The 23,769-nt window shown below is 67.5% G+C and carries 22 protein-coding genes; 12 read left to right on the forward strand and 10 right to left on the reverse strand.

Annotated elements, in window-relative coordinates; translation table 11 throughout:
* Window positions 1-388: 388 nt before the first annotated feature.
* On the forward strand, window positions 389-853 hold the full coding sequence (locus tag DIE06_RS24560) for a GNAT family N-acetyltransferase (protein ID WP_124663608.1): 465 nt from the start codon (window positions 389-391) through the stop codon (window positions 851-853).
* A gap of 31 nt (window positions 854-884) precedes the next feature.
* Here DIE06_RS24560 and DIE06_RS24565 read toward each other — a convergent pair whose 3' ends face one another.
* Window positions 885-1,763: a helix-turn-helix domain-containing protein gene (locus DIE06_RS24565; RefSeq protein ID WP_124663609.1), complete on the reverse strand. Its 879-nt coding sequence runs from the start codon at window positions 1,761-1,763 to the stop codon at window positions 885-887.
* Between the two features lie 300 nt (window positions 1,764-2,063).
* On the opposite strand from DIE06_RS24565, the gene DIE06_RS24570 reads away from it, so the two are divergent.
* Window positions 2,064-2,489, forward strand: coding sequence for a gamma-glutamylcyclotransferase (locus DIE06_RS24570; protein ID WP_124663610.1), 426 nt, complete (start codon window positions 2,064-2,066; stop codon window positions 2,487-2,489).
* A 108-nt stretch (window positions 2,490-2,597) separates the two neighbouring features.
* Here DIE06_RS24570 and aceB read toward each other — a convergent pair whose 3' ends face one another.
* Window positions 2,598-4,190: a malate synthase A gene (gene aceB / locus DIE06_RS24575; RefSeq protein WP_124663611.1), complete on the reverse strand. Its 1,593-nt coding sequence runs from the start codon at window positions 4,188-4,190 to the stop codon at window positions 2,598-2,600.
* 67 nt (window positions 4,191-4,257) lie between these two features.
* Complete coding sequence (locus DIE06_RS24580; protein WP_124663612.1) at window positions 4,258-5,019, reverse strand: haloacid dehalogenase type II; 762 nt, start codon at window positions 5,017-5,019, stop codon at window positions 4,258-4,260.
* Window positions 5,020-5,172: 153 nt separating this feature from the next.
* Between DIE06_RS24580 and DIE06_RS24585 the strand changes: the two genes are divergently transcribed.
* Complete coding sequence (locus DIE06_RS24585) at window positions 5,173-6,078, forward strand: LysR family transcriptional regulator (RefSeq protein ID WP_124663613.1); 906 nt, start codon at window positions 5,173-5,175, stop codon at window positions 6,076-6,078.
* 159 nt (window positions 6,079-6,237) lie between these two features.
* On the forward strand, window positions 6,238-6,672 hold the full coding sequence (locus tag DIE06_RS24590; RefSeq protein WP_057929788.1) for a universal stress protein: 435 nt from the start codon (window positions 6,238-6,240) through the stop codon (window positions 6,670-6,672).
* A 219-nt stretch (window positions 6,673-6,891) separates the two neighbouring features.
* Here DIE06_RS24590 and aceA read toward each other — a convergent pair whose 3' ends face one another.
* From aceA to DIE06_RS24605, 3 genes are all read right to left on the reverse strand, one after another.
* Window positions 6,892-8,199 carry an isocitrate lyase gene (gene aceA, locus DIE06_RS24595; RefSeq protein ID WP_124663614.1) on the reverse strand — a complete coding sequence of 436 codons (1,308 nt, stop codon included), beginning with the start codon at window positions 8,197-8,199 and terminating at the stop codon, window positions 6,892-6,894.
* 390 nt (window positions 8,200-8,589) lie between these two features.
* Window positions 8,590-10,131, reverse strand: coding sequence for a DEAD/DEAH box helicase (locus tag DIE06_RS24600; RefSeq protein WP_124663615.1), 1,542 nt, complete (start codon window positions 10,129-10,131; stop codon window positions 8,590-8,592).
* A gap of 369 nt (window positions 10,132-10,500) precedes the next feature.
* Complete coding sequence (locus tag DIE06_RS24605) at window positions 10,501-10,770, reverse strand: acyl-CoA-binding protein (protein WP_124663616.1); 270 nt, start codon at window positions 10,768-10,770, stop codon at window positions 10,501-10,503.
* Between the two features lie 147 nt (window positions 10,771-10,917).
* Here DIE06_RS24605 and tsaB point away from each other — a divergent pair, with 147 nt between their 5' ends.
* Genes tsaB through DIE06_RS24625 form a run of 4 tightly spaced genes read left to right on the forward strand, consistent with a single transcriptional unit; the run spans window position 10,918 to window position 14,180 of the window.
* A complete protein-coding gene (gene tsaB, locus DIE06_RS24610) occupies window positions 10,918-11,685 on the forward strand; it encodes a tRNA (adenosine(37)-N6)-threonylcarbamoyltransferase complex dimerization subunit type 1 TsaB (protein ID WP_124663617.1) in 768 nt (255 codons plus the stop codon).
* Entirely contained in the window at window positions 11,682-12,182 is a 501-nt protein-coding gene (gene rimI, locus DIE06_RS24615; protein ID WP_124663618.1) for a ribosomal protein S18-alanine N-acetyltransferase, read from the forward strand. The genes tsaB and rimI overlap by 4 nt, the downstream gene beginning before the upstream one ends.
* Entirely contained in the window at window positions 12,169-13,224 is a 1,056-nt protein-coding gene (locus DIE06_RS24620; RefSeq protein ID WP_124663619.1) for a uracil-DNA glycosylase, read from the forward strand. The genes rimI and DIE06_RS24620 overlap by 14 nt, the downstream gene beginning before the upstream one ends.
* Complete coding sequence (locus DIE06_RS24625; protein ID WP_124663620.1) at window positions 13,221-14,180, forward strand: DUF1853 family protein; 960 nt, start codon at window positions 13,221-13,223, stop codon at window positions 14,178-14,180. Before DIE06_RS24620 ends, DIE06_RS24625 begins: the two co-directional genes overlap by 4 nt.
* Window positions 14,181-14,198: 18 nt before the next feature.
* On the opposite strand, the gene thiD is transcribed toward DIE06_RS24625, so the two are convergent.
* Together thiD and lplT are read right to left on the reverse strand one after the other, a co-directional pair.
* Window positions 14,199-15,008 carry a bifunctional hydroxymethylpyrimidine kinase/phosphomethylpyrimidine kinase gene (thiD, locus tag DIE06_RS24630; RefSeq protein ID WP_124663621.1) on the reverse strand — a complete coding sequence of 270 codons (810 nt, stop codon included), beginning with the start codon at window positions 15,006-15,008 and terminating at the stop codon, window positions 14,199-14,201.
* Window positions 15,009-15,075: 67 nt separating this feature from the next.
* Window positions 15,076-16,383 carry a lysophospholipid transporter LplT gene (gene lplT, locus DIE06_RS24635; protein ID WP_124663622.1) on the reverse strand — a complete coding sequence of 436 codons (1,308 nt, stop codon included), beginning with the start codon at window positions 16,381-16,383 and terminating at the stop codon, window positions 15,076-15,078.
* A 218-nt stretch (window positions 16,384-16,601) separates the two neighbouring features.
* Between lplT and alr the strand changes: the two genes are divergently transcribed.
* From alr to DIE06_RS24650, 3 genes are all read left to right on the forward strand, one after another.
* Entirely contained in the window at window positions 16,602-17,672 is a 1,071-nt protein-coding gene (gene alr / locus DIE06_RS24640; RefSeq protein WP_124663623.1) for an alanine racemase, read from the forward strand.
* Between the two features lie 11 nt (window positions 17,673-17,683).
* Window positions 17,684-19,060: a DNA repair protein RadA gene (radA, locus tag DIE06_RS24645; protein WP_124663624.1), complete on the forward strand. Its 1,377-nt coding sequence runs from the start codon at window positions 17,684-17,686 to the stop codon at window positions 19,058-19,060.
* Window positions 19,061-19,209: 149 nt separating this feature from the next.
* Window positions 19,210-19,476, forward strand: coding sequence for a DUF2866 domain-containing protein (locus tag DIE06_RS24650; RefSeq protein ID WP_063549890.1), 267 nt, complete (start codon window positions 19,210-19,212; stop codon window positions 19,474-19,476).
* A 188-nt stretch (window positions 19,477-19,664) separates the two neighbouring features.
* On the opposite strand, the gene DIE06_RS24655 is transcribed toward DIE06_RS24650, so the two are convergent.
* The gene (locus DIE06_RS24655; protein WP_124663625.1) at window positions 19,665-21,593 is read right to left on the reverse strand and encodes an ATP-binding cassette domain-containing protein; all 1,929 of its coding nucleotides are present in this window, start codon (window positions 21,591-21,593) and stop codon (window positions 19,665-19,667) included.
* A 136-nt stretch (window positions 21,594-21,729) separates the two neighbouring features.
* On the opposite strand from DIE06_RS24655, the gene DIE06_RS24660 reads away from it, so the two are divergent.
* On the forward strand, window positions 21,730-22,209 hold the full coding sequence (locus DIE06_RS24660; protein WP_124663626.1) for a glutathione peroxidase: 480 nt from the start codon (window positions 21,730-21,732) through the stop codon (window positions 22,207-22,209).
* A gap of 120 nt (window positions 22,210-22,329) precedes the next feature.
* On the opposite strand, the gene cls is transcribed toward DIE06_RS24660, so the two are convergent.
* Window positions 22,330-23,769 carry a cardiolipin synthase gene (gene cls, locus DIE06_RS24665; protein ID WP_124663627.1) on the reverse strand — a complete coding sequence of 480 codons (1,440 nt, stop codon included), beginning with the start codon at window positions 23,767-23,769 and terminating at the stop codon, window positions 22,330-22,332.

The following is a 23,769-nucleotide window of genomic DNA, read 5'->3' on the forward strand; positions in this document are numbered from 1 at the left end:
GGTTAGAATACCGGCCTGTCACGCCGGGGGTCGCGGGTTCGAGTCCCGTCCGCTCCGCCAAAAATGAAGAAGCCCGCCTTGTGCGGGCTTTTTCATTTGTACCGTCGGCTGCGCCCGCTTGCGGGTGCGTGACTGCGGAGTGGAGGAAGCCGCCTGCGCGGCTTCCGGCGGGACTCGAAGGGCAGCGCGTGCACGCGCTGCCGCGGCCTGCGGGATGTAGGCGAGTCCCGTTCGCTCCGCCAGAAAATGAAGAAGCCCGCCTTGTGCGGGCTTTTTCATTTGTATCGCCGGTTTCTGCGCTGACGGGGCGCGCCGCTACGAGAAATTCGCGATTGCATCCACCCGCGACTGCGCTATCGTGGCGGGATGCGTTCTTGACCCCTGCGCGATGCTCGATCCGACCGACCTGCGATTGCTGTATCAGCTCCGGCCCGCGGAGCCTGGCGATTTTCCCTTTGCCGAGGCGCTGACGCACGGCAACATGGGCGGCTATTACAAGCGCCATGGGCTCGTCTGGCGCAGCGACCTGTTTTATGCGAGCTGGCGCGAATCCGAAAACTTCATCCTGGAAGCCGACGGCGAACGTATCGGCGTGCTGCGCGTGACCGAGGAGGGCGATTCGCTGCACATCCGCGACGTGCAGATCGCAGCCGGTCATCGCGGGCAGGGCGCCGGCACCTACATGCTCGACATGTCGCATCGCTGGGCGCGCGCCCGCGGGCTGCACGAACTGCAGTTGCGCGTGTTCGTCGACAATCCGGCCGCGCGCCTTTACCAGCGCATGGGCTACAGCGTTACCGGGTCGAAGCTGGCCCAGCTCGGATCGATCCGCCACATGGTGCGCCCGGTTTGAGCGCGTGACGGTACAACGCGGGGTGCGGCGGTCAGCGTGCAGTGCCGATCGAGTCGTCGTCGGGGGCGTCGTCAGTTGCGATGCTGTCTTCCGCGCCACGATGCTCGTAGCCGCGCAGCATGAACGCGCGCGGGCTTTCGCCGAACGCGCGCCGGAACATCGCTGAAAACGCGCTCTGGCTCTGGTAGCCGAGTTCGCGCGCGATATGCGACAACGGACACCCCTGGTTCAACAGCGGAATCGCGCGCGCGAGCAGCGCCTGCTGCCGCCACTGCGAAAAACTCACGCCCAGTTCCTGCTTGAATAGCCGCGAGATCGTGCGCGTGCTCGCGCCGACCTCGCTCGCCCAGTGTTCGAGCGATTCCGCATGCGCCGGTTGCGCGAGCACCGACTCGCACAGCATGCGCAGCCGTTTCTCGTCGGGCATCGGTACCGCGAGCGGCAGCGGTTCGGCGCGGCTCAGCTCGTCGAGTACCAGCCCGCACAGCAGCCGTTCGCGGGTGCTGGTCAGGTCGCGCGCGTCGAGCGCGACGATCAGTTCGCGCAGCAAGCCCGTCACTTCGACTACCCGGCAGGCGTCGAGCCCTTCCGGCACGGCCGACTCGTCGATATACAGCGTGCGCAAGTACGCTTCTTCGACGATCACGACCTCGTGCGTGACATGCGGCGGCACCCAGATCGCGCGGGAAGGCGGGACCATCCATGTCGTCCCGGTCGTTGCGACGCGCAGCACGCCGCGCGACGCATATGCAAGTTGCGCCCACGCGTGCGTGTGCAGCGGGATCCGGCGGCCGGCATCCACCTGCCGCGCCCGAACACGCATCGGGTGGATGCGGGTCGGCGCGAACTCGGGCGGGATGTCGATGACGTCGTAGGGGTTCGATGCGTCGGCTTGGGCAGGCGGATTCATGGACGATTCGGTCGGCGCGGCGGCGATGCCGTTATTTTAGAAGGCGCCGCGCAGGCGCATGCGGCGGTTTTTCGGCCGATAATGCGCCGTTCAAATGAACTTTGTATGGGGCCGCACGTGTTCCGGCCGATGCAAGCCCGGGCCCGGGGCAGCGCGAAGCATCGTGCCGAAAAGAACCATCATGTCGCCGGTGCAGTCTATCGATGCGGGCGCGTCTTCGCGCGAGCGGCGACGCCGGCGCCCGCGGCGCGGCCGCGACGGCCCGGCACGGCAACACCTGAATCGAAGAGGAGAACCACAATGCGCTACGTATTCGTCTACGGCACGTTGAGAGCGGGAGAAGCCAACGACATCGGCCATGCGGCCGCGCGGCACGGGATCGCCGCGCCGACGCTGCTCGGTGCGGCCGCGCTGCCGGGCGAACTATATGATTTCGGTACGTATCCGGGGATGCTTGCCGGGACGGCCGGCCAGTCGCTCGTGTGGGGCGACGTCTACGAGATCGACGAACAACTGGTGCCCGTGCTCGACGAGATCGAGCGCGTCTATCCGGGTGTCGACACGCTGTTCCGGCAGGAGCCCGTGACCGTCGCGCTCGGCGGCCGTACGTATGCGTGCGTCTACTATCCGGTCGCCGCGCATGCGGCAGCCGACCGTCCGCGCATCGCGTCGGGCGACTGGGTTCAGCACCGGCGCGAGCGGGAAGCCGCCGGAGCGTCCGCATAGCGAACCGCTGCGCCGCAAAATGAAAAGCGCCCCGCGGGGCGCATTTTTTTGTGCCGCCTTGTCGTGCGACCGGCGGCGGGCAGGACCGAGGCAACCCGGTCCGGGTCGTCAGATTTCCTCGTACAGCGGCAGCGTCAGGAATTCGGTGAAGCCTTCCGACGTCGACATCTGTTCGAAGATCGCCGCGGCACGCTCGTACGGCTGCGTGTTGCCGCCGACCGAACGTTTCACGTTGTCGAGCTCGGCCTTCGCGAATTCGCGCACGAGTTCCGCGCTGACCTTGCGGCCGTCGTCGAGCACGCCCTTCGGCGAGCGGATCCACTGCCACACCTGCGAACGGGAGATCTCGGCGGTCGCCGCGTCTTCCATCAGGTTGTGGATCGGCACGCAGCCGTTGCCGTCGAGCCAGGCGCCGAGATAGTGGATGCCGACGTTGATGTTGTTGCGCAGGCCGGCTTCGGTGATCGGTGCTTCAGGCTGGAAGTCGAGCAGGTTCCTGCCTTCGATCTGCACGTCGTCACGCTGCTTCGCGATCTGGTTGGGCTTGTCGCCGAGCACCTTGACGAATTCTTCCATCGCGATCGGCACGAGGCCCGGGTGCGCGACCCAGCCGCCGTCGTACCCGTCGGTCGCGTCGCGCTGCTTGTCCGAGCGCACGCCGCCCATTGCCTTGTCGTTCGCTTCCGGATCGTTCTTGATCGGAATCAGCGCGCTCATCCCGCCAATCGCCGGCGCATTGCGCTTGTGGCAGGTCTTCAGCAACAGCAGCGCGTACGCGCGCATGAACGGCACCGTCATCGTGATCTTCGAGCGGTCGGCCAGGCAGAAGTCGCGGTCGTTCTTGAACTTCTTGATCGCCGAGAAGATGTAGTCCCAGCGGCCGGCGTTCAGGCCCGAGCTGTGTTCGCGCAGTTCGTACAGGATCTCGTCCATCTCGAACGCGGCGAGGATCGTCTCGATCAGCACCGTCGCGCGGATCGTGCCGCGCGGCACGCCGATTGCCTCCTGTGCCGCGACGAAGATGTCGTTCCACAGGCGCGCCTCGAGATGGCTTTCCATCTTCGGCAGGTAGAAGTACGGGCCCGAGCCGCGCGCGATCAGTTCCTTGGCGTTGTGGAACAGGAACAGCGCGAAATCGAAGATGCCGCCGGACACGCGCTGGCCGTCGACCGTCACGTGCTTCTCGTCGAGGTGCCAGCCGCGCGGACGCACGATCAGCGTCGCGACCTTGTCGTTGAGCTGGTACGACTTGCCGTTCTGCTCGAGCGAGATCGTGCGTCGCACCGCGTCCTTCAGGTTGATCTGGCCGTCGATCTGGTTCGTCCAGCTCGGCGCGTTCGAATCCTCGAAGTCCGTCATGTATGAGTCGGCGCCCGAGTTCAGCGCGTTGATGATCATCTTGCGCTCGACGGGGCCGGTGATCTCGACACGGCGGCATTGCAGGTCGGCCGGCAGCGGCGCGACCTTCCAGTCGCCTTCGCGGATCGCCTTCGTGTCGGCCAGGAAATCGGGGCGTTCGCCGGCGTCGAGGCGCTTGGTGCGCTCGACGCGGGCCTGCAGCAGCGCCTGGCGGCGCGGCTCGAAGGTGCGGTGCAGCGCCGCGACGAGCGCGAGCGCGTCAGGCGTCAGGATCGCTTCGTAACCCGGCTTGAGTTCGCCGGTGATCGCCATGCCTTGCGGCAGCGTGATCGGGGTGCTCATGAGTCTCATCTCCTTGGTCGGTCAGTTGCGGTTTCGGTGAAGGGGGAAGGTGGCAGCGCCGCGAACGTCATGCGCCCGGGCCGGGGCGCGCGCGGTTTGCGGGTCTGCCGGACGGAGCCGGGGTGGCGAGGAAGGCGAGCAGGTCGGCCATGCCGCTGCCGGTGCCGTCGGGCGGCACGCCGAGTTCCTCGGCGGGCGCGCCCGTGCGGTTCAGCCAGAACGTCGTGTAGCCGAACCAGGCGGCCCCGGCGACGTCCCAGGCGTTCGACGACACGAACACGATGTCGCGCGGGTGCGCGCCGAACGCGGCGGTGCCGAGTGCGTACGCGACCGGGCTCGGCTTGTACGCGCGCACCGCGTCGGCCGACAGCACGCGATCGAACAGGCCGGTCATGCCGGCGCTCTTGATCGCGATGTCGAGCATCTCCGGGTTGCCGTTCGACAGGATCGCGAGCGGCGGCCGCGGTTCAAGCGCGCGCAGCTTGCGCAGCGCGGGCACCGTGTCGGGATAGGTGGACAGGCACGCGTATTCGTCCATCAGCCGCTTCTCGGCCGCGCTGTTCAGCGTGAGGCCGAGCAGGCGCGCGGCGAACCGCAGCGCATCGAGCGTGATGTCGCGGAACGGGCGATAGCGGGCGCCGGACGGATCGGCGAGCGTGCGCAACTGCGAGTATTCGATTTGCTTGCGTCGCCACAGCTGCGACAACCGGTCCCCGTGACCGGGAAACATCTGCTCTGCCGCGGCCACGACCGCATGCACGTCGAACAACGTGCCGAATGCGTCGAAGAGGATTGCGTCGGGAGAGGAGAGTGCCGTTGTGGCCGACATAGCCTTGCGCTCCAGTTTCAGAGGTCGGGTCGATTCTATTCGTGATAACAGGTGCTAAAAAAGACGCTAATCATCACTTGATCTTTTACTTTCATATACCTAATCTTGGCCGCTCAAGCTATTTGAAGGGCGGGAGCGCCGCCCTTGCGAGTCATGGACCGGTTCAAACAGATCGAAACGTTCGCCGCGGTCGCGGCGAAGGGCAGCCTCTCGGCGGCTGCGCACGCGGAAGGCGTCGCGCCGGCCATCATCGGCCGCCGCCTCGACGCGCTCGAGGAGCGGCTCGGCGTCAAGCTGCTGGTGCGCACGACGCGCAAGCTCACGCTGACCTTCGAGGGTTCGGCCTTCCTCGAGGATTGCCAGCGGATCATCAACGACATGCAGAACGCGGAGGCGAGCGTGTCCGCAGGCGGCGTGAAGGCGAGCGGCCACCTGCGCATTTCCGCGCCGGCCGGCTTCGGGCGGCGCCACGTCGCGCCGCTCGTGCCCGAGTTCAGCGGCGCGCATCCGGACGTGTCGGTCACGCTGGACCTGTCCGACCGGATGGTCGACCTCGTCAATGAAGGGTTCGATTGCGCGGTGCGGCTCGGTGAGCTGCCCGATTCGTCGCTGGTATCGCTGAAGCTCGGCGAGAACCGGCGCGTGTGCGTCGCGTCTCCCGCGTATCTCGCGCGGCGCGGCACGCCGGCCACGCTCGCGGAACTCGCGCGCCACAACTGCCTTGCACTTGCCGCGAACGCGAACCAGCAACGCGGCTGGGCGTTCCAGGCGGACGACAAGGTCGTGTCGATTCGCGTGAACGGCACGATGGAATGCTCGGACGGCGCGGTGCTGCACGAGTGGTGCCTTGCCGGCTACGGGCTGGCATGGCGATCGTGGTGGGAGGTCGGCGAAGACATCGCGGCCGGCCGCCTCGTCAGCGTGCTCGACGCGTTCGCGGCGCCGCCGATCGGCATCCACGCGGTGTTTCCGCAGCGCCGCCACCTGCCGCTGCGCGTGCGCCTGTTTCTCGATTACCTGAAACATACTTACGAACGGCCCGGGTATTGGGGCGAGTAGGGCGCGCCCGCCCGCGCGTTTCCGATATGAGGGCGAACCCGCTGCCGGCGCCGGTCGCCCGGTTTCGCGCACTACAATCGAAACTGGCATGCGCGACGCGCCCGGGCCAGCCCGCATGGGTTTGCGGCGCGCGCGGTGCATCTGACGCAGGAGGGCGCGATGTTCCGGCACATCCTCGTTCCAACCGACGGTTCCGAACTGTCGCAGAAGGCGATCGACGGCGCGATCGATCTGGCGCGTGCGGTCGGCGCGCAGGTCACGGCCTATGCGTGCCTGCCGCAGTATCCGTACTCGCCGTTTTCCGAAGTGATCATCGAGCCGCCCGCCGATTTCCGGGCGCGCAGCGAGCGCGAGGCGCGCGCGCACCTGGACGACGTGCAGGCGGCCGCGAAGGCGGCCGGCGTCGTCTGCGACAGCTGGACGAGCGTGCATCCGTCGCCGTACCTCGGCATCATCGAGGCGGCCGAGCGCGGCGGCTGCGACGTGATCTTCATGGCGTCCCACGGACGCCGCGGGCTCGGCAGTCTGCTGATCGGCAGCGAAACGCAGCGCGTGCTGACCCATACGAAAATTCCGGTGATCGTCTATCGGTAGATGCGGCGCCGTGTGTGGCCGCGCGGGCGGCCGCACGGCAGCACCGCTGAAAGAAGGGCGCGCCGGACGAAGCCGGCGCGCGTCGTTGCTGGCGGCCGCAGCCGCGCGGCGGGTCGCGCGGATCACCGCGCGCCTGCCGTCTCCTCCCTGATTGTTGTTCGTGCGGCCGATGCTGCGCCGTCGCGTGACGGGCGGGCATCGGCATGACGCTTTCGCGCGTTACGCGACCTTCTTGCCGTCGAAGAACTGTTCGTCTTCGGTCGAGCCGTGCAGCGCGGTCGTCGAGGCTTCGCGCTCGACCGTCTGCGTGACGGCGTCGAAGTAGCCGGTGCCGACTTCGCGCTGGTGCTTGACGGCCGTGAAGCCCTTGTCGGCCGCCGCGAACTCGGCCTGCTGCAGTTCGACGAACGCGCTCATCTGCATGCGCGCATAGCCGTGCGCGAGGTTGAACATCGAGTAGTTCAGCGCATGGAAGCCGGCCAGCGTGATGAACTGGAACTTGTAGCCCATCGCACCGAGTTCCTTCTGGAACTTCGCGATCGTCGCGTCGTCGAGGTTCTTCTTCCAGTTGAACGACGGCGAGCAGTTGTACGACAGCATCTTGCTCGGAAACTGCTTGTGGATCGCTTCCGCGAACTTCTTCGCGTACTCGAGATCCGGCTTGCCCGTTTCGCACCAGACGAGATCGGCGTGCGGCGCATACGCGAGGCCGCGCGAGATCGCCTGCTCGATGCCCGGTTTCGTGCGGAAGAAGCCTTCGACCGTGCGCTCGCCCGTCAGGAACGGCTTGTCGTTGTCGTCGATGTCGGACGTGATCAGGTCCGCCGCTTCCGCGTCGGTCCGCGCGACCAGCACGGTGGGCGTGCCCATCACATCGGCCGCGAGCCGCGCCGCCGACAGCTTCGCGACCGCTTCGCGCGTCGGCACGAGCACCTTGCCGCCCATGTGGCCGCACTTCTTCACCGACGCGAGCTGGTCCTCGAAGTGGACGCCCGACGCGCCTGCCTCGATCATCGCCTTCATCAGTTCGAACGCGTTCAGCACGCCACCGAAGCCGGCTTCAGCGTCCGCGACGATCGGCGCGAAGAAATCGACATAGCCTTCGTCGCCCGGGTTCTTGCCTTCCGACCACTGGATCTGGTCGGCGCGCGTCAGCGTGTTGTTGATACGCTTGACCACGAGCGGCACCGAGTTCGCCGGGTACAGCGACTGGTCCGGGTACATTTCGCCCGCGACGTTCGCGTCGCCGGCCACTTGCCAGCCGGACAGGTAGATCGCCTTCAGGCCGGCCTTTACTTGTTGCATCGCCTGGTTGCCGGTCAGCGCGCCGAGTGCGTTGACGAACGGCTCTTCGTTGATGAGGCGCCACAGTTTTTCCGCGCCGCGCTTGGCCAGCGTGTGCTCGACGGCGATCGAGCCGCGCAGGCGCACCACGTCCTCAGCCGTGTAGCTGCGCTTGATGCCCTTCCAGCGCGGATCGGTTTCCCATTGCTTTTGCAGTTCCTGTGCCTGTTGCTGTCGCGACATGATGAGCTCCTTGATGCGGTGTGTTGCCAAATCGGTCGAATCGGATGGTGCGGACGCTGTTCTCGAAGCGGGGCGGGATGCGTACCGTTTCGCGAAGTCTTGTATAAGAGTCTAGGCAAACCGATCGGAGTGAAACAGAGGCCGTCTCAGGAAGTTTTAAACTTTTTAATCGTTATTAATCAATGATTTATGATTTGTGTTTCGCAATAAGAAACGATTTTTCCCATCTCGCAATTGTAAGGTTGTGCCGCGCAGCATGATTTTTTACGACGCAAAAAAATTTTCCGCATCGTGAAATTTGGCTCGGGACGAAAAAAAACCGGCGCGGGTGCGCCGGTCTGCCGGATGGGGCGGCCATCCGCGGGCGGCCGCGGGGCCGCCGGGGCGTGCTTACGACGCCGAATTGCTGCGACGCGGGCCGCCGCTGCGCTGGCCGTCGCGACGCGGGCCGCCGTCACGGCTGCCGCCCGGCTTGCCGCTCCAGCCGCCGCCATTGCCGCCGCCGTAGCTGCGGCCGTTGCCGCCATGACCGCCGCCCGGCTTGCCGCCGAAACGACGACCGCCGTTACCGCCGCCCGGACGGCCGCGGCCGCCGGTGCCGCGATCGTTGCGCGGGGGGGCCTTGCGCGGCTCGAAGCCTTCGATCACGTTGACCGGCAGCGGCGAGCGCACGAAGCGCTCGATGCGCTTGAGCGTGCCCTGTTCGGCGTGGTGCACGAGGCTCACCGCGGTGCCCGAACGGCCGGCCCGGCCCGTACGGCCGATACGGTGCACATAGTCTTCCGCGAACTTCGGCAGGTCGTAGTTGAACACGTGCGTGATGCCCGGGATGTCGATGCCGCGTGCCGCGACGTCGGTGGCCACCAGCACACGCACGCGGCGCTCGCGCAGCGCACGGATCGTGCGGTTACGCGCGCCCTGCGGCAGGTCGCCGTGCAGTGCGGCCGATTCGAAGCCGGCGTCGGCGAGACGGCCGGCGAGCTGGTCGGCATCGATCTTGGTCGCCGTGAAGATGATCGCCTGGTCGAGCGCGTCGTCGCGCAGCAGGTGATCGAGCAGGCGATCCTTGTGGTCGCGGTCGTCGACGTAATGGACGGTCTGCGCGATGTTCGCGCGCGATTCGAGACGCTGCTGGATTTCGATGCGCTCCGGATCCTTCAGCAGGCGGCTCGTCAGCGAACCGATCTTGCCGTCGAGCGTGGCCGAGAACAGCATGGTCTGGCGCGACTCGGGCGTCGCGGCGACGATCGTCTCGATGTCTTCGATGAAGCCCATGTCGAGCATGCGGTCGGCTTCGTCGAGCACGAGCATCTTCAGTTCGGACAGGTCGATGCGGCCGCGCTCGAGGTGGTCGAGCAGGCGGCCCGGCGTGGCGACCAGGATCTCGGGGTTCTTCGCGAGCAGCATCAGCTGCTGGCCGTAGGCGACGCCGCCGAGGATGCTGACCGTGCGCAGGCGCTTCAGGTGTTTGCCGTAGGTCGACGCGGCCGTGGTGACCTGCATCGCGAGTTCACGGGTCGGCGTCAGCACGAGCAGGCCCGGACGGGCGACGGGCTGCGGGCGGCGCGCACGGCGGTCGCCCTGGTTCGGTTCACGCGGCGCGCGCGGTTGCTGCGCCTGCGCCTTCTGGAGCTGCGCGAAACGTTCGATCGCGGGCAGCATGAATGCCGCCGTCTTGCCCGAACCGGTCGGGCTCGACACCAGCAGGTCCCGACCGGCGATGCCGGCCGGAATCGCGCGCTGCTGGACCGGCGTCGGCTTGGCGTAGCCGGCAGCCTGCAGCGCGGAGACGATCTCCGGCGACAACCCGAGCGACGCGAAAGTCGGCTCGTCCGACGCCGGTTCGACCGCGGCCGGTGCGGCGGCGGCGTCGAGACCGAGCGCCTGGTCGGCGATCGCGTTGAGCGGGCTGGAGTTGATGCTCGAAGTCATAACAATCCTTGAAACACAGTGGGTGAAACGTCGGCGCCAATCGCGCATACCCAAGTCGTCGGATTCAGCGAGCAAATCGGGAAACGGGTGCAATCCGCCGAACCGTCGGCGGATGAGGCATTAGAAGCTGTTTTGGGTGCGGCGCGCTTCTGGAGCGAGGCCGCCAGCCTAGTTGACGACCGCAAGGGTCGAAGCAGGAGGGGACAGGTTCTAAACCGGATTGGAGCTTAACGCTACGAGGCGTCGGGCCGGAACGGCTTGCGAGCCGAGCGCGGGGGTGACGCAGCCAGCATTATAAGGAAATTTGCTGCGCTGCGCCACTGATTTGATTGCCTATTGCGGACTGTCTATTGCGGCGGGAGGGACAGGTCAGGACGCCGTGCCGTTCTTCAGCGATTCGACGAGCTCGATGTATTGCTGCTTCGCTGCATCCCGCGACGTGCCTTTCAGCGCTTCCCACGCGTCGTACTTGTACTTGCCGACGATATCGGTGAAGCCCGGCTTGTCGCCGTGCGCGTCGCCGTCGGTCGCTTGCTTGAAGAGCGCGTACAGGCGCAGCAGCGTCAGGTTGCCCGGTCGCTCGGTCAGTTGCTTGACGTCGACCTGGGCCTGGTCGAATTGGGCGGTGAGTTCGCTCATCGTGTGTCTCCGTAAGGGTTTCAAGTCGGGCGATCTTAACAAGCGCCGCGCCGCGCGGGGTCGAGCGATCCTTCCAAACCGCCGGCCACGCGGCGCACGCATCGCAATCGGGTCCGATCGCCCGTGGGAGCGGGGCGCCGCATTACAATGTCGGCCATGACGCAAACAGTGCTCCTCGCCATCGATACGTCGACCGAATACTGCTCGGTCGCGCTGCTGCGCTCGGCTCCGGCCGATGACGCCGTTTTCACCCCGCAAACCTGGGTCCGCCACGAGCTGACGGGCGCCGTGTCGAGCACGCGCGTGCTGCCGGCCATCCAGGAGCTTTTCGCCGAATCGGGCCTCACGTTCGCCGACTGCGATGCGATCGCGTTCGGCGCGGGCCCCGGCTCGTTCACCGGGCTGCGCACCGCGACCGGCATCACCCAGGGTCTCGCATTTGGCCGCGGGCTGCCGGTCGTGCCGGTCGGTACGCTGCTCGCATGCGCCGAGCACGCGCGCTTGCGCGCGCCCGGCACGACGCGCGTGCTGGCCGCGCTCGATGCGCGGATGGACGAAGCGTACTGGGCCGACTTCGCGTGGGACGACCAGGCGGGCGACTGGCGCACGCTGCATCCGGCGTCGCTCGATGCGCCGGGTGCCGTCGGCGTGCCCGACGCGCCGTTCACGCTCGCGGGCAACGCGGCGGCCGCGTTCGGCGCGCAGCTGCCGGCCGCGGCCGCCGCGGCCGTGATCGACGGCGACGCGCTGCCGCATGCGCTGGCGGTCGCGCATGCCGCGCTGCGGGCGTTCCGCGCCGGCCGTACGGTGCCAGCTGACCAGGCGGCGCCGGAGTACGTACGCGACAAGGTCGCGCAGACCACCGCCGAGCGCATCGCGGCCCGCGCGGCGCAGACGGGCGGAGCGAAGGGATGACGGGCGTATTGTTGAGCGACCGCTATCTGTCGCCGATGACCGACACCGATCTCGACGAGGTCGTCGCGATCGAGCAGGCCGCGTACGAATTCCCGTGGAGCCGCGGCAATTTCGAGGATTCGCTGCGCAACGGCTATTTCGGCGTGTGCCTGCGGCACGTGACGGGGGCGCTCGTCGGCTATTGCGTGCTGATGCCGGTGATCGACGAAATGCACCTGCTGAACCTGTGCGTCGCCCCGGCCGCCCAGCAGTCGGGCGCGGCCCTCGCACTGCTGCGCGAAGCCGTGCGCATCTCGCGCGCGGAGCGGCTCGACGGCATGCTGCTCGAGGTGCGGCCGTCCAATCTGCGCGCGATCCATCTGTACGAGCGCTTCGGCTTCGCGACGATCGGCCGGCGCAAGAACTACTATCCGGCGCGGCATCGCAGCCGGGAGGACGCGATCGTGATGCGTCTGACGCTGAACAAGGACGAAGGGGACGCGCATGGCGTGGGCTGAAGCAGCGCTCGAGGAAATGGGGCTCGCGCAGATCTGGGTGCGGCGCGGGCAGCGTGCGGAAAGCAGGGAAGCGGGCGAATCAGGTGGAACGCCGGCTGCGTCACCGGGCGCGGCCGACGAGGTACCTGCCGTTGCGGCCGCAACCGTCGCGGCAACGCCGCGGACGGCGGCAGAGCGGCCTCGCGATACGCAACCGCCTGCGACGCATGCGTTCGCACGTGACGATACGCCGCCGGTTGACGAAGCCGTGCGCGATGCGGTGCCGGCCGGCGAAGCGGGCAGCGCTCCGCGTGCCGCGATGCGCGACGATCGTGCGTCCGTCAAGCCTGTGCCGGCCGCTGCCGCGGACGACGTGCCGCCGCTCACCGAAGACGATTTCGCCTGGTTCGATGCGGCGCCGCCCGGCGATCCGCTGCCGCCGGCCGAATCGCGTCCTGCCGCGACGCCGGTCGCGATGCTCGACTGGGATGCGCTCGCTGCCCGCGTCGCCGGCTGCACGAGTTGCCGCCTGTGCGAGAAGCGCACCAATACCGTGTTCGGTGTCGGCGATCGTGAAGCGGACTGGATGCTGATCGGCGAAGCGCCAGGCGAGAACGAGGACAAGCAGGGCGAGCCGTTCGTCGGCCAGGCCGGCAAGTTGCTCGACAACATGCTGCAGTCGCTCGCGCTCAAGCGCGGCGACAACGTCTACATCGCGAACGTGATCAAGTGCCGCCCGCCCGGCAACCGCAATCCGGAACCCGACGAGGTCGCGCGCTGCGAGCCGTACCTGCAGCGCCAGGTCGCGCTCGTGAAGCCGAAGCTGATCGTCGCGCTCGGCCGCTTCGCCGCGCAGACGCTGCTGAAGACGGACGCGAGCATCGCATCGCTGCGCGGCCGCGTGCACACGTACGAAGGCGTGCCGGTGATCGTCACCTACCACCCGGCATACCTGCTGCGCAGCCTGCAGGACAAGTCGAAGGCGTGGGCCGACCTGTGCCTGGCGCGCGATACGTTCCAGCAGGCGGAGGGCGTCGACGCGAACGGGCCGGCCGGACAATGATGCGCGACGCGGCGGTCGCGTTCGTCGATACGCTGCACGATGCCGCGGTCCGTGATCTGGGCTGGCTCCTCGCGAGCCCGAGCCTGCTCACCGCGGCGCCCGGCGCACCGCTCGCGCATCCGTGGTCGGATGCGGTCGAGCGGGTGGCCGTCGAAGCGTGGCTCGTCGCGCTCGATGCCGCGCCCGAGCCGCTGCACCGAGCGCTCGACGGGCTGCGGCCCGTGCGACTCGGCCGCTATGCCGAATGCCTGCTCGAATACTTCCTCACGCACGGGCCGTCGCTGCGGCTCGTCGCCGCCAACCTGCCGCTGCGCAGCAACGGCAAGACGCTCGGCGAGGTCGATTTCCTCGTCGATGCGCCGGGCGGGCTGCGCCTGCACTGGGAACTCGCGGTGAAGTGCTATCTATGCGCGCCGGTGGACGGCGACGCATCGCTGGCGGATTTCGTCGGGCCGAATCTCGTCGACCGCCTCGACCGCAAGCGCAACCGGCTGCTCGAGCATCAACTGCGGCTGAGCGATCGCCACGGGTTCGTGCTGCTCGGCTACGGCGCGCCGTCCGATGCCCAGATGTTCATCAAGGGCTGGCTGTTCTATCCGCACGGCGTGCCGCTGCCGCCGGTGGCCGCCGAAATCGCGGCCGATCATCCGCGCGGGTTCTGGCTCACGCACGCGCAGTGGCCCGCCTGGGCAGCCGCGCAGCCCGACGATGCGGCGTGGAACGTGCTGCCGCGGCTCGCGTGGCTCGCGCCGCGGCGGGTGGCGGCCGACGCCGCGCCCGAACCGCTGGCGCATTCGCTTGCGTTGCCATCCGTATTGACGGCGCGCCAGGCGCCCGCGCTGATCGGTGTCCATCGTCAGGACGGCGACGGCGTATGGCGGGAGACGGCGCGAGGCTTCATCGTGCCGGACGACTGGCCCGCGCGTGCGCGGGCGTTCGCTGGCCAGGACCACTGACGTCGCGTCAGCTGGCGCTTACCACCAGCGATGGAAGTGATGGACGGGGCCGACGCCGCGGCCGACGTCGAGCTGGCCGCTCGCGGCGATCGCGCCGCTCAGGTAGGCCTTCGCTTCGCGTACCGCGCACTCGAGATCGGGTTGCTGCGGCAGCAGCGCGGCAATCGCCGACGACAACGTGCAGCCCGTGCCGTGCGTGTTGCTGACCGGCACGCGCGTGCCGTCGAACCGCACCGTATGCGTCGCATCGACGAGCCAGTCGGGGCTCGCGGCCGCATCGGGCAGGTGGCCGCCCTTCATCAGTACGGCGCGCGCACCGCGCTTCAGCAGCGCGTGGCCCTGCCGGACCATGTCGTCTTCGGTCGTCGCGGGCGTGTCGCCGAGCAGGGCGGCCGCTTCGGGCAGGTTCGGCGTGACGACGGTCGCGAGCGGCAGCAGCGCGTCGCGCAATGCGTCGACCGCGTCGGGCGCGAGCAGCGCGTGCGAGCTCTTCGAAATCATCACCGTGTCGAGCACGACGAAACGCGGCATGTAACGCCGCAGCGCATCGGCCACCGCATGCACGATCGCTGCGTTCGCGAGCATGCCGATCTTGACCGCGTCGATGCGGATGTCGTCGAACACGGCGTCGAGCTGCGCGGTCACGAACGCGGCGTCCGGCGCGTGCACGCCGGTCACGCCGCGCGTGTTCTGCGCGGTCAGCGCGGTGATCACGCTCGCGCCGTACGCGCCGAGCGCGGAGAAGGTCTTGAGGTCGGCCTGGATGCCTGCGCCGCCGCCCGAGTCGGAGCCGGCGATCGTCAGGACGTTGGGTATCGGGTGCGTCATGATGGCAAGGCGCCGGTTCGAGGACCGGCGCCGACGGACGGAAGCGGAACGAAAGAGAAGTGTAGCGTCAGTGCCGCGATTCGCCGATCAGCGCGACCGAGTCGAACTGACGCTGGTTCGCCTGGTGGCGGCGCATCACGAGCCACATCGTCAGGCAGACGAACGTGCCGAACAGCACGATCACGACGCCGACCGGCACGTCGAGCCAGACCAGCACCGCATACAGGCACAGCATCACGAGCACCGACAGGTTCTCGTTGAAGTTCTGCACCGCGATCGAGTGGCCGGCCGACAGCAGCACGTGGCCGCGATGCTGCAGCAGCGCGTTCATGGGAACCACGAAATAGCCGGACAGCGCGCCGACGCAGATCAGGAAGATGTACGCGACGATCAGGTACACCGGCAGGCGCAGGTGGCCGAAGTGCACGGCCCAGTGCGACGGGAACAGGTCGCGCGTGTAGAACGCCATCAGCATGACCGCGATGCCCATGATGATGCCGACGGGCAGCACGGCAAGCGACTTCTTCAGCGGGATCCGCGCGGCGGCGGCGATCGCGCCACCCGCGACGCCGACCGCGACCACGGCCTGCAGGATCGCGCCTTCGGACAGCGACATGTTGAGCGAGACTTCGGCCCACTTCAGCACAATGAACTGCAGCGTCGCGCCGGCACCCCAGAACAGCGTCGTGACTGCGAGCGAGATCTGGCCGAGCTTGTCGCGCCAAAGCACCATGAAGCAGTCGGCGAAGTCGGTGAGGAGCTTGACCGGGCCGCGCTCCTGCTTCGGGTAGCGCGCGCCCGTATCGGGGATTCGCAGGTTGAAGATGGCGGCGATCACATAGATCGCCATGATGATCACCATCGCCGCTTCCGCGGGCGTGGCAATCCAGGCGGGCGTGTGCGCGATCACGTGCGACGCGATGTGCGGGCTGATCAGCGCGCCGCCCAGCACGGTGCCGAGAATGATCGAGCTGACGGTCGTGCCTTCGATCCAGCCGTTCGCGGCGACGAGCCGGTCGGCCGGCAGCAACTCGGTCAGAATGCCGTATTTCGCGGGCGAGTAGGCCGCGGCGCCGAATCCGACGATCCCGTACGCAATCAGCGGATGGGCGCCGAACAGCATGATCAGGCAGCCGACCACCTTGATCGAATTGGTGATGAACATCACGCGGCCCTTCGGGCGCGAGTCGGCGAACGCACCGACATACGCCGCCAGCACCACATAGGACAACACGAAGAACAGCTTGAGCAGCGGTGTCATCCAGTTGGGGGCGTGGAGGTCTTTCAGCAGGGCGATGGCGGCGATGAGAAGCGCATTGTCGGCCAGCGACGAGAAAAACTGCGCGGCCATGATGGTGTAAAAACCTTTTTTCATCTGATGCGATGCTTTCGTCGCTGCGGCAGGGCCGCGTAGGCCGCCTGGTATGCGATCGGCTTATTCCGTTCGAAATGGGTTGTGCGCACGGCTTTATAACACGAAAATACGGCAATTCGGACTAGCAAGATTCCCCGATCGTTCCGCAAATTGTCGGCTTCGGTGCTCAAAAGGCGCGGTAAGCTGATGATTCGCAAGCGTCTTTACGTAAATTTCCCATGCCGCGCCCGATCTCCGCCACCATCCATACCGCCGCTCTCGCGAACAATCTCTCCGTCGTCCGCCGATTTGCCGGCCCGTCCAAGGTCTGGGCGGTCGTCAAGGCCAACGCTTACGGCCACGGTCTCGCGCGCGTGTTTCCCGGCCTGCGCGGCACCGACGGCTTCGGCCTGCTCGACCTCGACGAGGCCGTGAAGCTGCGCGAGCTCGGCTGGGCCGGCCCGATCCTGTTGCTCGAAGGGTTCTTCCGCTCGACCGACATCGACGTGATCGACCGCTACAGCCTGACGACCACCGTCCACAACGACGAGCAGATGCGGATGCTGGAGACGGCGCGGCTGTCGAAGCCCGTCAACGTGCATCTCAAGATGAACAGCGGGATGAACCGGCTCGGCTACGTGCCGGAGAAATACCGCGCCGCGTGGGAGCGCGCCCGCGCGTGCCCCGGCATCGGCCAGATCACGTTGATGACCCATTTTTCGGACGCCGACAACGAGCGCGGCGTCGCCGAGCAGCTTGCGACGTTCGAGCGCGGCGCGGAAAACATCGCCGGCGCGCGCAGTCTCGCGAATTCGGCGGCCGTGCTGTGGCATCCGGATACGCACTTCGACTGGGTGCGGCCGGGGATCGTACTGTACGGCGCATCGCCGTCGGGGCTGTCGGCCGACATCGCCGACACCGGGTTGAAGCCAGCGATGACGCTCGCGTCCGAGTTGATCGCGGTGCAGACGATCGCGAAGGGGCAGGCGATCGGCTACGGCTCGACGTTCTCCGCGCAAGCGCAGATGCGCATCGGCGTCGTCGCGTGCGGCTACGCGGACGGCTATCCGCGGGTCGCGCCCGAAGGCACGCCGGTGATCGTCGACGGCATCCGCACGCGGATCGTCGGCCGCGTGTCGATGGACATGATCACCGTCGACCTGACTCCGTGCCCGCAGGCCGGCGTCGGCGCGCGGGTCGAGCTGTGGGGCAACGTGCTGCCGATCGACGACGTCGCGCGCCATTGCGGGACCATCGGCTATGAATTGATGTGCGCGGTTGCCGGCCGCGTACCGGTGCGCGCGGAATAAGGGCAGCACGCGTGGCCAAACAGAAAACCGTCTACGTCTGCAGCGAGTGCGGCGGACAAACCCCGAAGTGGCAAGGGCAATGCCCGTCGTGCCAGGCCTGGAATACCCTCGTCGAATCGGTCGCCGAGTCGCCGGCCGCCCATCGCTTCCAGTCGCTCGCGAAGCGGGCGCCCGTGCAGCGCCTCGTCGACATCGAGGCGGCCGACGTGCCGCGCTTCTCCACCGGCATCGGCGAATTCGATCGCGTGCTGGGTGGCGGGCTGGTCCCGGGCGGCGTCGTGCTGATCGGCGGCGATCCCGGCATCGGCAAGTCGACGCTGTTGTTGCAGTCGCTCGCGGACATCGCGAGCGAGCGGCGCGCACTGTATATTAGCGGCGAGGAGTCGGCCGCGCAGATCGCGTTGCGCGCGCAACGGCTTGCGCTGCTCGACGGCGGCGCGCCGGCGGCCGAGCTGAAGCTGCTCGCCGAGATCCAGCTCGAGAAGATCCAGACCGCGATCGACGCGGAGCGGCCGGACGTCGCCGTCATCGACTCGATCCAGACCGTCTATTCCGAAGCGTTGACGTCGGCGCCCGGCTCGGTCGCGCAGGTGCGCGAATGCGCGGCGCAGCTCACGCGCATCGCGAAGCAGTCCGGTACTGCCATCATCATGGTCGGGCACGTGACGAAGGAAGGCAACCTCGCCGGCCCGCGCGTGCTCGAGCACATCGTCGACACGGTGCTGTACTTCGAGGGCGACACCCATTCGTCGTTCCGGCTCGTGCGCGCGTTCAAGAACCGCTTCGGCGCGGTCAACGAACTCGGCGTGTTCGCGATGACCGAGCGCGGGCTGCGCGGCGTCGCGAACCCGTCGGCGCTGTTCCTGTCGCAGCACGAGCAGGTCGTGCCGGGCTCGTGCGTGCTCGTCACGCAGGAGGGCACGCGCCCGCTGCTCGTCGAAATCCAGGCGCTCGTCGATACGGCCCACGTGCCGAATCCGCGCCGGCTCGCGGTCGGCCTCGAACAGAACCGGCTCGCGATGCTGCTTGCGGTGCTGCACCGGCACGCGGGCATCGCGTGTTTCGACCAGGACGTGTTCCTGAACGCGGTGGGCGGCGTGAAGATCACCGAACCGGCCGCCGACCTCGCGGTGCTGCTCGCGATCCATTCGTCGATGCGCAACAAGGCGCTGCCGAAGGGCCTGATCGTGTTCGGCGAAGTGGGGCTGGCGGGCGAGATCCGGCCGTCGCCGCGCGGCCAGGAACGGCTGCGCGAGGCGGCGAAGCTCGGTTTTACCGCCGCGCTGATCCCGAAGGCGAATGCGCCGAAACAGCCGATCGAAGGACTGAACGTGATGGCCGTCGAGCGGATCGAGCAGGCGATCGACCGCGTGCGCGATCTCGAATGACCGTGCGTGGCCGGCACCCGCGCGGGCCGGTGGGCCGCGATCTGTCGCGTAATTCGTTGTAAAGATTATGTAGGCTTCTGTAACCCGCCGGACATTGCTTTTCCCTATCCTTTGCCGGATTGTCGAACCGCGCAATGCGAAGGGAACCTATGTTTAAACAGTATGGGGAAACGCCGGGCGGACGCAGTTACAACCTGCGCGGCTGCCGTGTGTCGGAGCCGATCGTTCAGCCGTGGGGCGGTGGATGCCGGATCGTCGAGTGGATCGACGACGAAGGGCGTCTCGCGCGCCGGGTCGTGTCCGAGGACGTGACGGAAGCGGAGGTCGCCGCGGCGATCCGCCGGCCGACCGAAGGGCGGCGTCACCTGATGGGCGATGACGAGCAGATGCCGCGCGATACGTTGCCGCGGCGTTGAGCGGGCGGCGCGTCCGACGGACGGCCGACGCAACGATGTCGAACGCGACAATGACGAAGAGGCCGGGCCTGGGCGCCCGGCCTTGTCCTTTCCGGGCCCGGCACGGCCGGGCGGGTTCGGGGATCGTCGACACCCCCGGGGATGCCGCGTGGCCGTTGAAGGGAACGGCGACGGCGCCGGGGCCGCGTTCAGCCGATCTGCTCGAGTTCTTCCTGCACGGCGAGCCAGTCCGCCTCGACGGTTTCGAGCCGCGTATTGACCTCGCCCAGCTTGCGGATCGCTTCGGTCAGTTCCGTCTTGCGCGCGGCCTCGTAGCTCGCCGGATCGGCGACGAACGCGTCGAGGCGCGCCTTCTCCGCGTGCAGCGTTTCCATTTCCTTTTCGAGCTTCGTGATGCGGTTCTGCAGCGGCTTCTTCAACTGCGACAGCCGCTGGCGCTCCTCGGCCGCCTGGCGCTTCTGATCCTTGCGGTTGACGCCCGGATCCGCGCCCGCCGCCGCGCTGTCGGCCTTCGCGGCCGCGCGCTGCTCGGCCGCATGCTGCAGTAGCCAGTCGCGGTAGTCGTCGAGGTCGCCGTCGAACGGCTGCAGCCGGTGCTTTGCGACGAGCATGAACTGGTCGGTGGTCGCGCGCAGCAGGTGGCGGTCGTGCGAGACGAGAATCAGCGTGCCTTCGAACTGCGCGAGCGCCATCGTCAGCGCGTGACGCGTTTCGAGGTCGAGGTGGTTGGTCGGTTCGTCGAGCAGCAGCAGGTTCGGCTTCTGCCAGATGATCAGCGCGAGCGCGAGCCGCGCTTTCTCGCCGCCGGAGAACGGGCCGACCGGGCTCGTCGCCATGTCGCCCGAGAAATTGAAGCCGCCGAGGAAGTCGCGCAGTTCCTGCTCGCGCGTATCGGGGGCGAGCCGTGCGAGATGCGCGAGCGGCGAATCGTCTTCGCGCAGCGTTTCGAGCTGGTGCTGCGCGAAATAGCCGATCGTCAGCCCCTTGCCGTCGCGCACGTGGCCCGACAGCGGCGCGAGCGTGCCGGCCAGCGTCTTGATCAGCGTCGACTTGCCCTGGCCGTTCGCGCCGAGCAGGCCGATGCGCTGGCCGTTCTGGATCGACAGCGCCACGCGTTCGACGATGGGGATGTCCGTGCCGTCGTCGGCATGGTAACCGCAGCGGACATCCTCCATCACCATCATCGGGTTCGGCGCGGCGTCGGGCGTGCGGAACTCGAACGTGAACGGCGATGCGATGTGCGCGGGCGCGATCAGCTCCATCTTCTCGAGCGCCTTCATCCGGCTTTGCGCCTGCTTGGCCTTGGTCGCCTTGGCCTTGAAGCGGTCGACGAAGCTCTGCAGGTGCTCGATTGTCTTCCGCTGCTTTTCGTAGGCGCTTTGCTGCAGCGCCAGTTGCTGCGCACGCAGCACTTCGAACTGCGAGTAATTGCCGCCGTAGCGCTTCACCTGGCGATTCTCCAGATGCAGCGTGACATTGCAGATCGAGTCGAGGAATTCGCGGTCGTGCGAGATCACGACGAGCGTGCCGGCGTAGCGGTGCAGCCAGTCTTCGAGCCAGACGATCGCGTCGAGGTCGAGGTGGTTGGTCGGTTCGTCGAGCAGCAGCAGGTCGGAGCGACACATCAGCGCCTGCGCGAGGTTCAGCCGCATGCGCCAGCCGCCGGAGAAGCTGGCGACCGATTCGCGCGTCTGCGCGAGCGTGAAGCCGAGGCCGAGCAGCAGCGCTTCGGCGCGCGCCGGTGCGGTGTAGCCGTCGGCGTCGGCGAAGGCCGCGTGCGCGTCGGCTTCAGCCGCGCCGTCGTGCGCGGCCGAGGCGGAGGCGATGCGTGCCTCGATTTCGCGCAGCGCGGTGTCGCCGTCGAGCGTGTAGTCGAGCGCCGAGCGGTCGACCGCGGGCGTTTCCTGCGACACATGGGCGATCCGCCACGACGGCGGCATCGCGAAATCGCCGCCATCGGAATGCAGCTCGCCGCGCAGGACCGAGAACAGCGTCGATTTGCCGGCGCCGTTCGCGCCGATCAGGCCGGCTTTCTCGCCGGGATTGAGCACGAACGAGGTCGACTCGAACAGCGGCTTGGTGCCGCGCGCAAGGCTGAACTGATTGAAACGGATCACGGCGGGAATGACTGACCAAAACCGCTATTCTAGACTGCGTGCGCGTTGCTCCGGATATCGGCCGAACGGCCGGTGCCGCAACGGCGCAATTTCGCCTAGACTCCACGTCGATCCGGTTTCGTAAAAGGAGTGCCCGATGTCCACCCTGTATTCGTTCAGCGCAGAGACGCTCGCCGGTGAGCCGGCGTCGCTCGATGCGTACCGCGGCAAGGTACTGCTGATCGTCAATACCGCGAGCGAGTGCGGTTTCACGCCGCAGTATGCGGGTCTGCAGAAGCTGTACGACCAGTACGCGGCGCGCGGTTTCTTCGTGCTCGGCTTCCCGTGCAATCAGTTCGGCAAGCAGGAGCCGGGCGACGCCACGCAGATCGGCGCGTTCTGCGAGCGCAACTACGGCGTCACGTTCCCGATGTTCTCGAAGATCGACGTGAAGGGCGATCATGCGCATCCGCTGTACCGATACCTGACCGACGAGGCGCCCGGCATCCTCGGCCTCAAGGCGATCAAGTGGAATTTCACGAAGTTCCTGGTCGACCGCGACGGGCGGATCGTCAAGCGCTACGCGCCGTCGACGAAGCCCGAGGAAATCGCCGCGGATATCGACAGGCTGCTGTAACCGCGTGAAGCGGCGAGCGGGCGTCCCGGACCGAACCGGCCGAGACCGCGGCGCCGGGCCGAACGGTGCGGAAACGTGCGCCGCCGGACGGGCGGCGCGCGGCCGGCGCTCGCGCGACCGCTACAGGATCGGCGCGAACAGGCGCGCGACGTGCATCGCGATGCGCCGCCACGCGGGCGAGTGCCGATACTCGTTCGCATCGACTTCGTAGGCCTGCGCAAAATCGGCGTCGAGCATGGCCTCGACCTCGTCGGCGAACGTGCGATCGACGGTCAGCACCATGATTTCGAAGTTGAGCCGGAACGAGCGGTTGTCGAGATTCGCGCTGCCGATCGCGGCCGCCACGCGGTCGATCAGCACGACCTTCTGGTGCAGGAAGCCGGGGCGGTAGCGGAACACCTTGACGCCCGCGTCGACGAGATCGCGTGCATAGAGCCTGGACGCCTCGAACACGACGTAGTGGTCGCGCCGGCTCGGGATCAGGATGCGCACGTCGACGCCGCGCATCACCGCGAGCTTCAGCGCGGCGATCACCGCTTCGTCGGGCACGAGATACGGCGTCGTGATCCAGACTCGTTCGTGCGCGGCGTTGATCGCCTCGACGAAGAACAGCGAGCCGGTTTCCTGCTTGTCGGCCGGCCCCATCGGCACGGCGAGGCAATGCATCGCGTCGTCCGGCAGCGCCTCCGGCGGCGCGGCGAGCGGCGGCAGCGTCTGCGTGGCCCAGTGCCAGTCCTCGGCGAACACATACTGAATGCTGGCCACCACCGGGCCACGGATCTCGATATGCGTGTCACGCCACGGCGACAGGCGCCGGTTCGCGCCGAGATATTCGACGCCGACATTGAGCCCGCCGACGAACGCGCGATTGCCGTCGACGACGACGATCTTGCGATGATTGCGGAAGTTGAGCTGGAAGCGGTTGACGAACTTGCGGTGGGTCGCGAACGGATGGACCTCGACGCCGCCGCGGCGCAGCGTGTCGACGTAGCTGCGCGGCAGGTCGAAGCTGCCGATGCTGTCGTACAGCAGGTAGCAGCGCACGCCGGCCGCCGCGCGTGCGAGCAGCGCGTCGCGCAGCATCTGGCCGAGCGCGTCGTCGCGCACGATGAAGAACTGGACGATCACGTAATCGCGCGCGGTGTCGATCGCCGACAGGATCGCCGAGAAGGCCGCGTCGCCGTTCACGAGCGTGCGCACCGCATTGCCGCCGACGAACGGCATCCCGCCGAGCCGCGTGAGCGCGAGCACGGCGGTCCGGCCGATCGCGTCGGCTGCCGGCCCGTCGGTTGCGTCCGCGTCGAGCCACGGCGCGCGCGGCGTGTGCGTGCGCAACGCTTCCATCTCGTGGCGCCGCGCGTCGACGTAGCCGGAGAACTTGCTGCGGCCGAGGAACAGGTAGGGGATGAGCGTCAGGTACGGCATCGCGGCGAGCGACACGGCCCATGCGATCGCGCCTTGCGACGTGCGCGTATTCATGATCGCGTGACACGCCGCGATGATCCCGAGCACATGGATGGCCAGGATCAGGGTGCCGAGATGTAGCCAGTCGAGGGTCAT

Source organism: Burkholderia sp. Bp8998 (assembly GCF_003854235.1).
GTDB lineage: Bacteria > Pseudomonadota > Gammaproteobacteria > Burkholderiales > Burkholderiaceae > Burkholderia.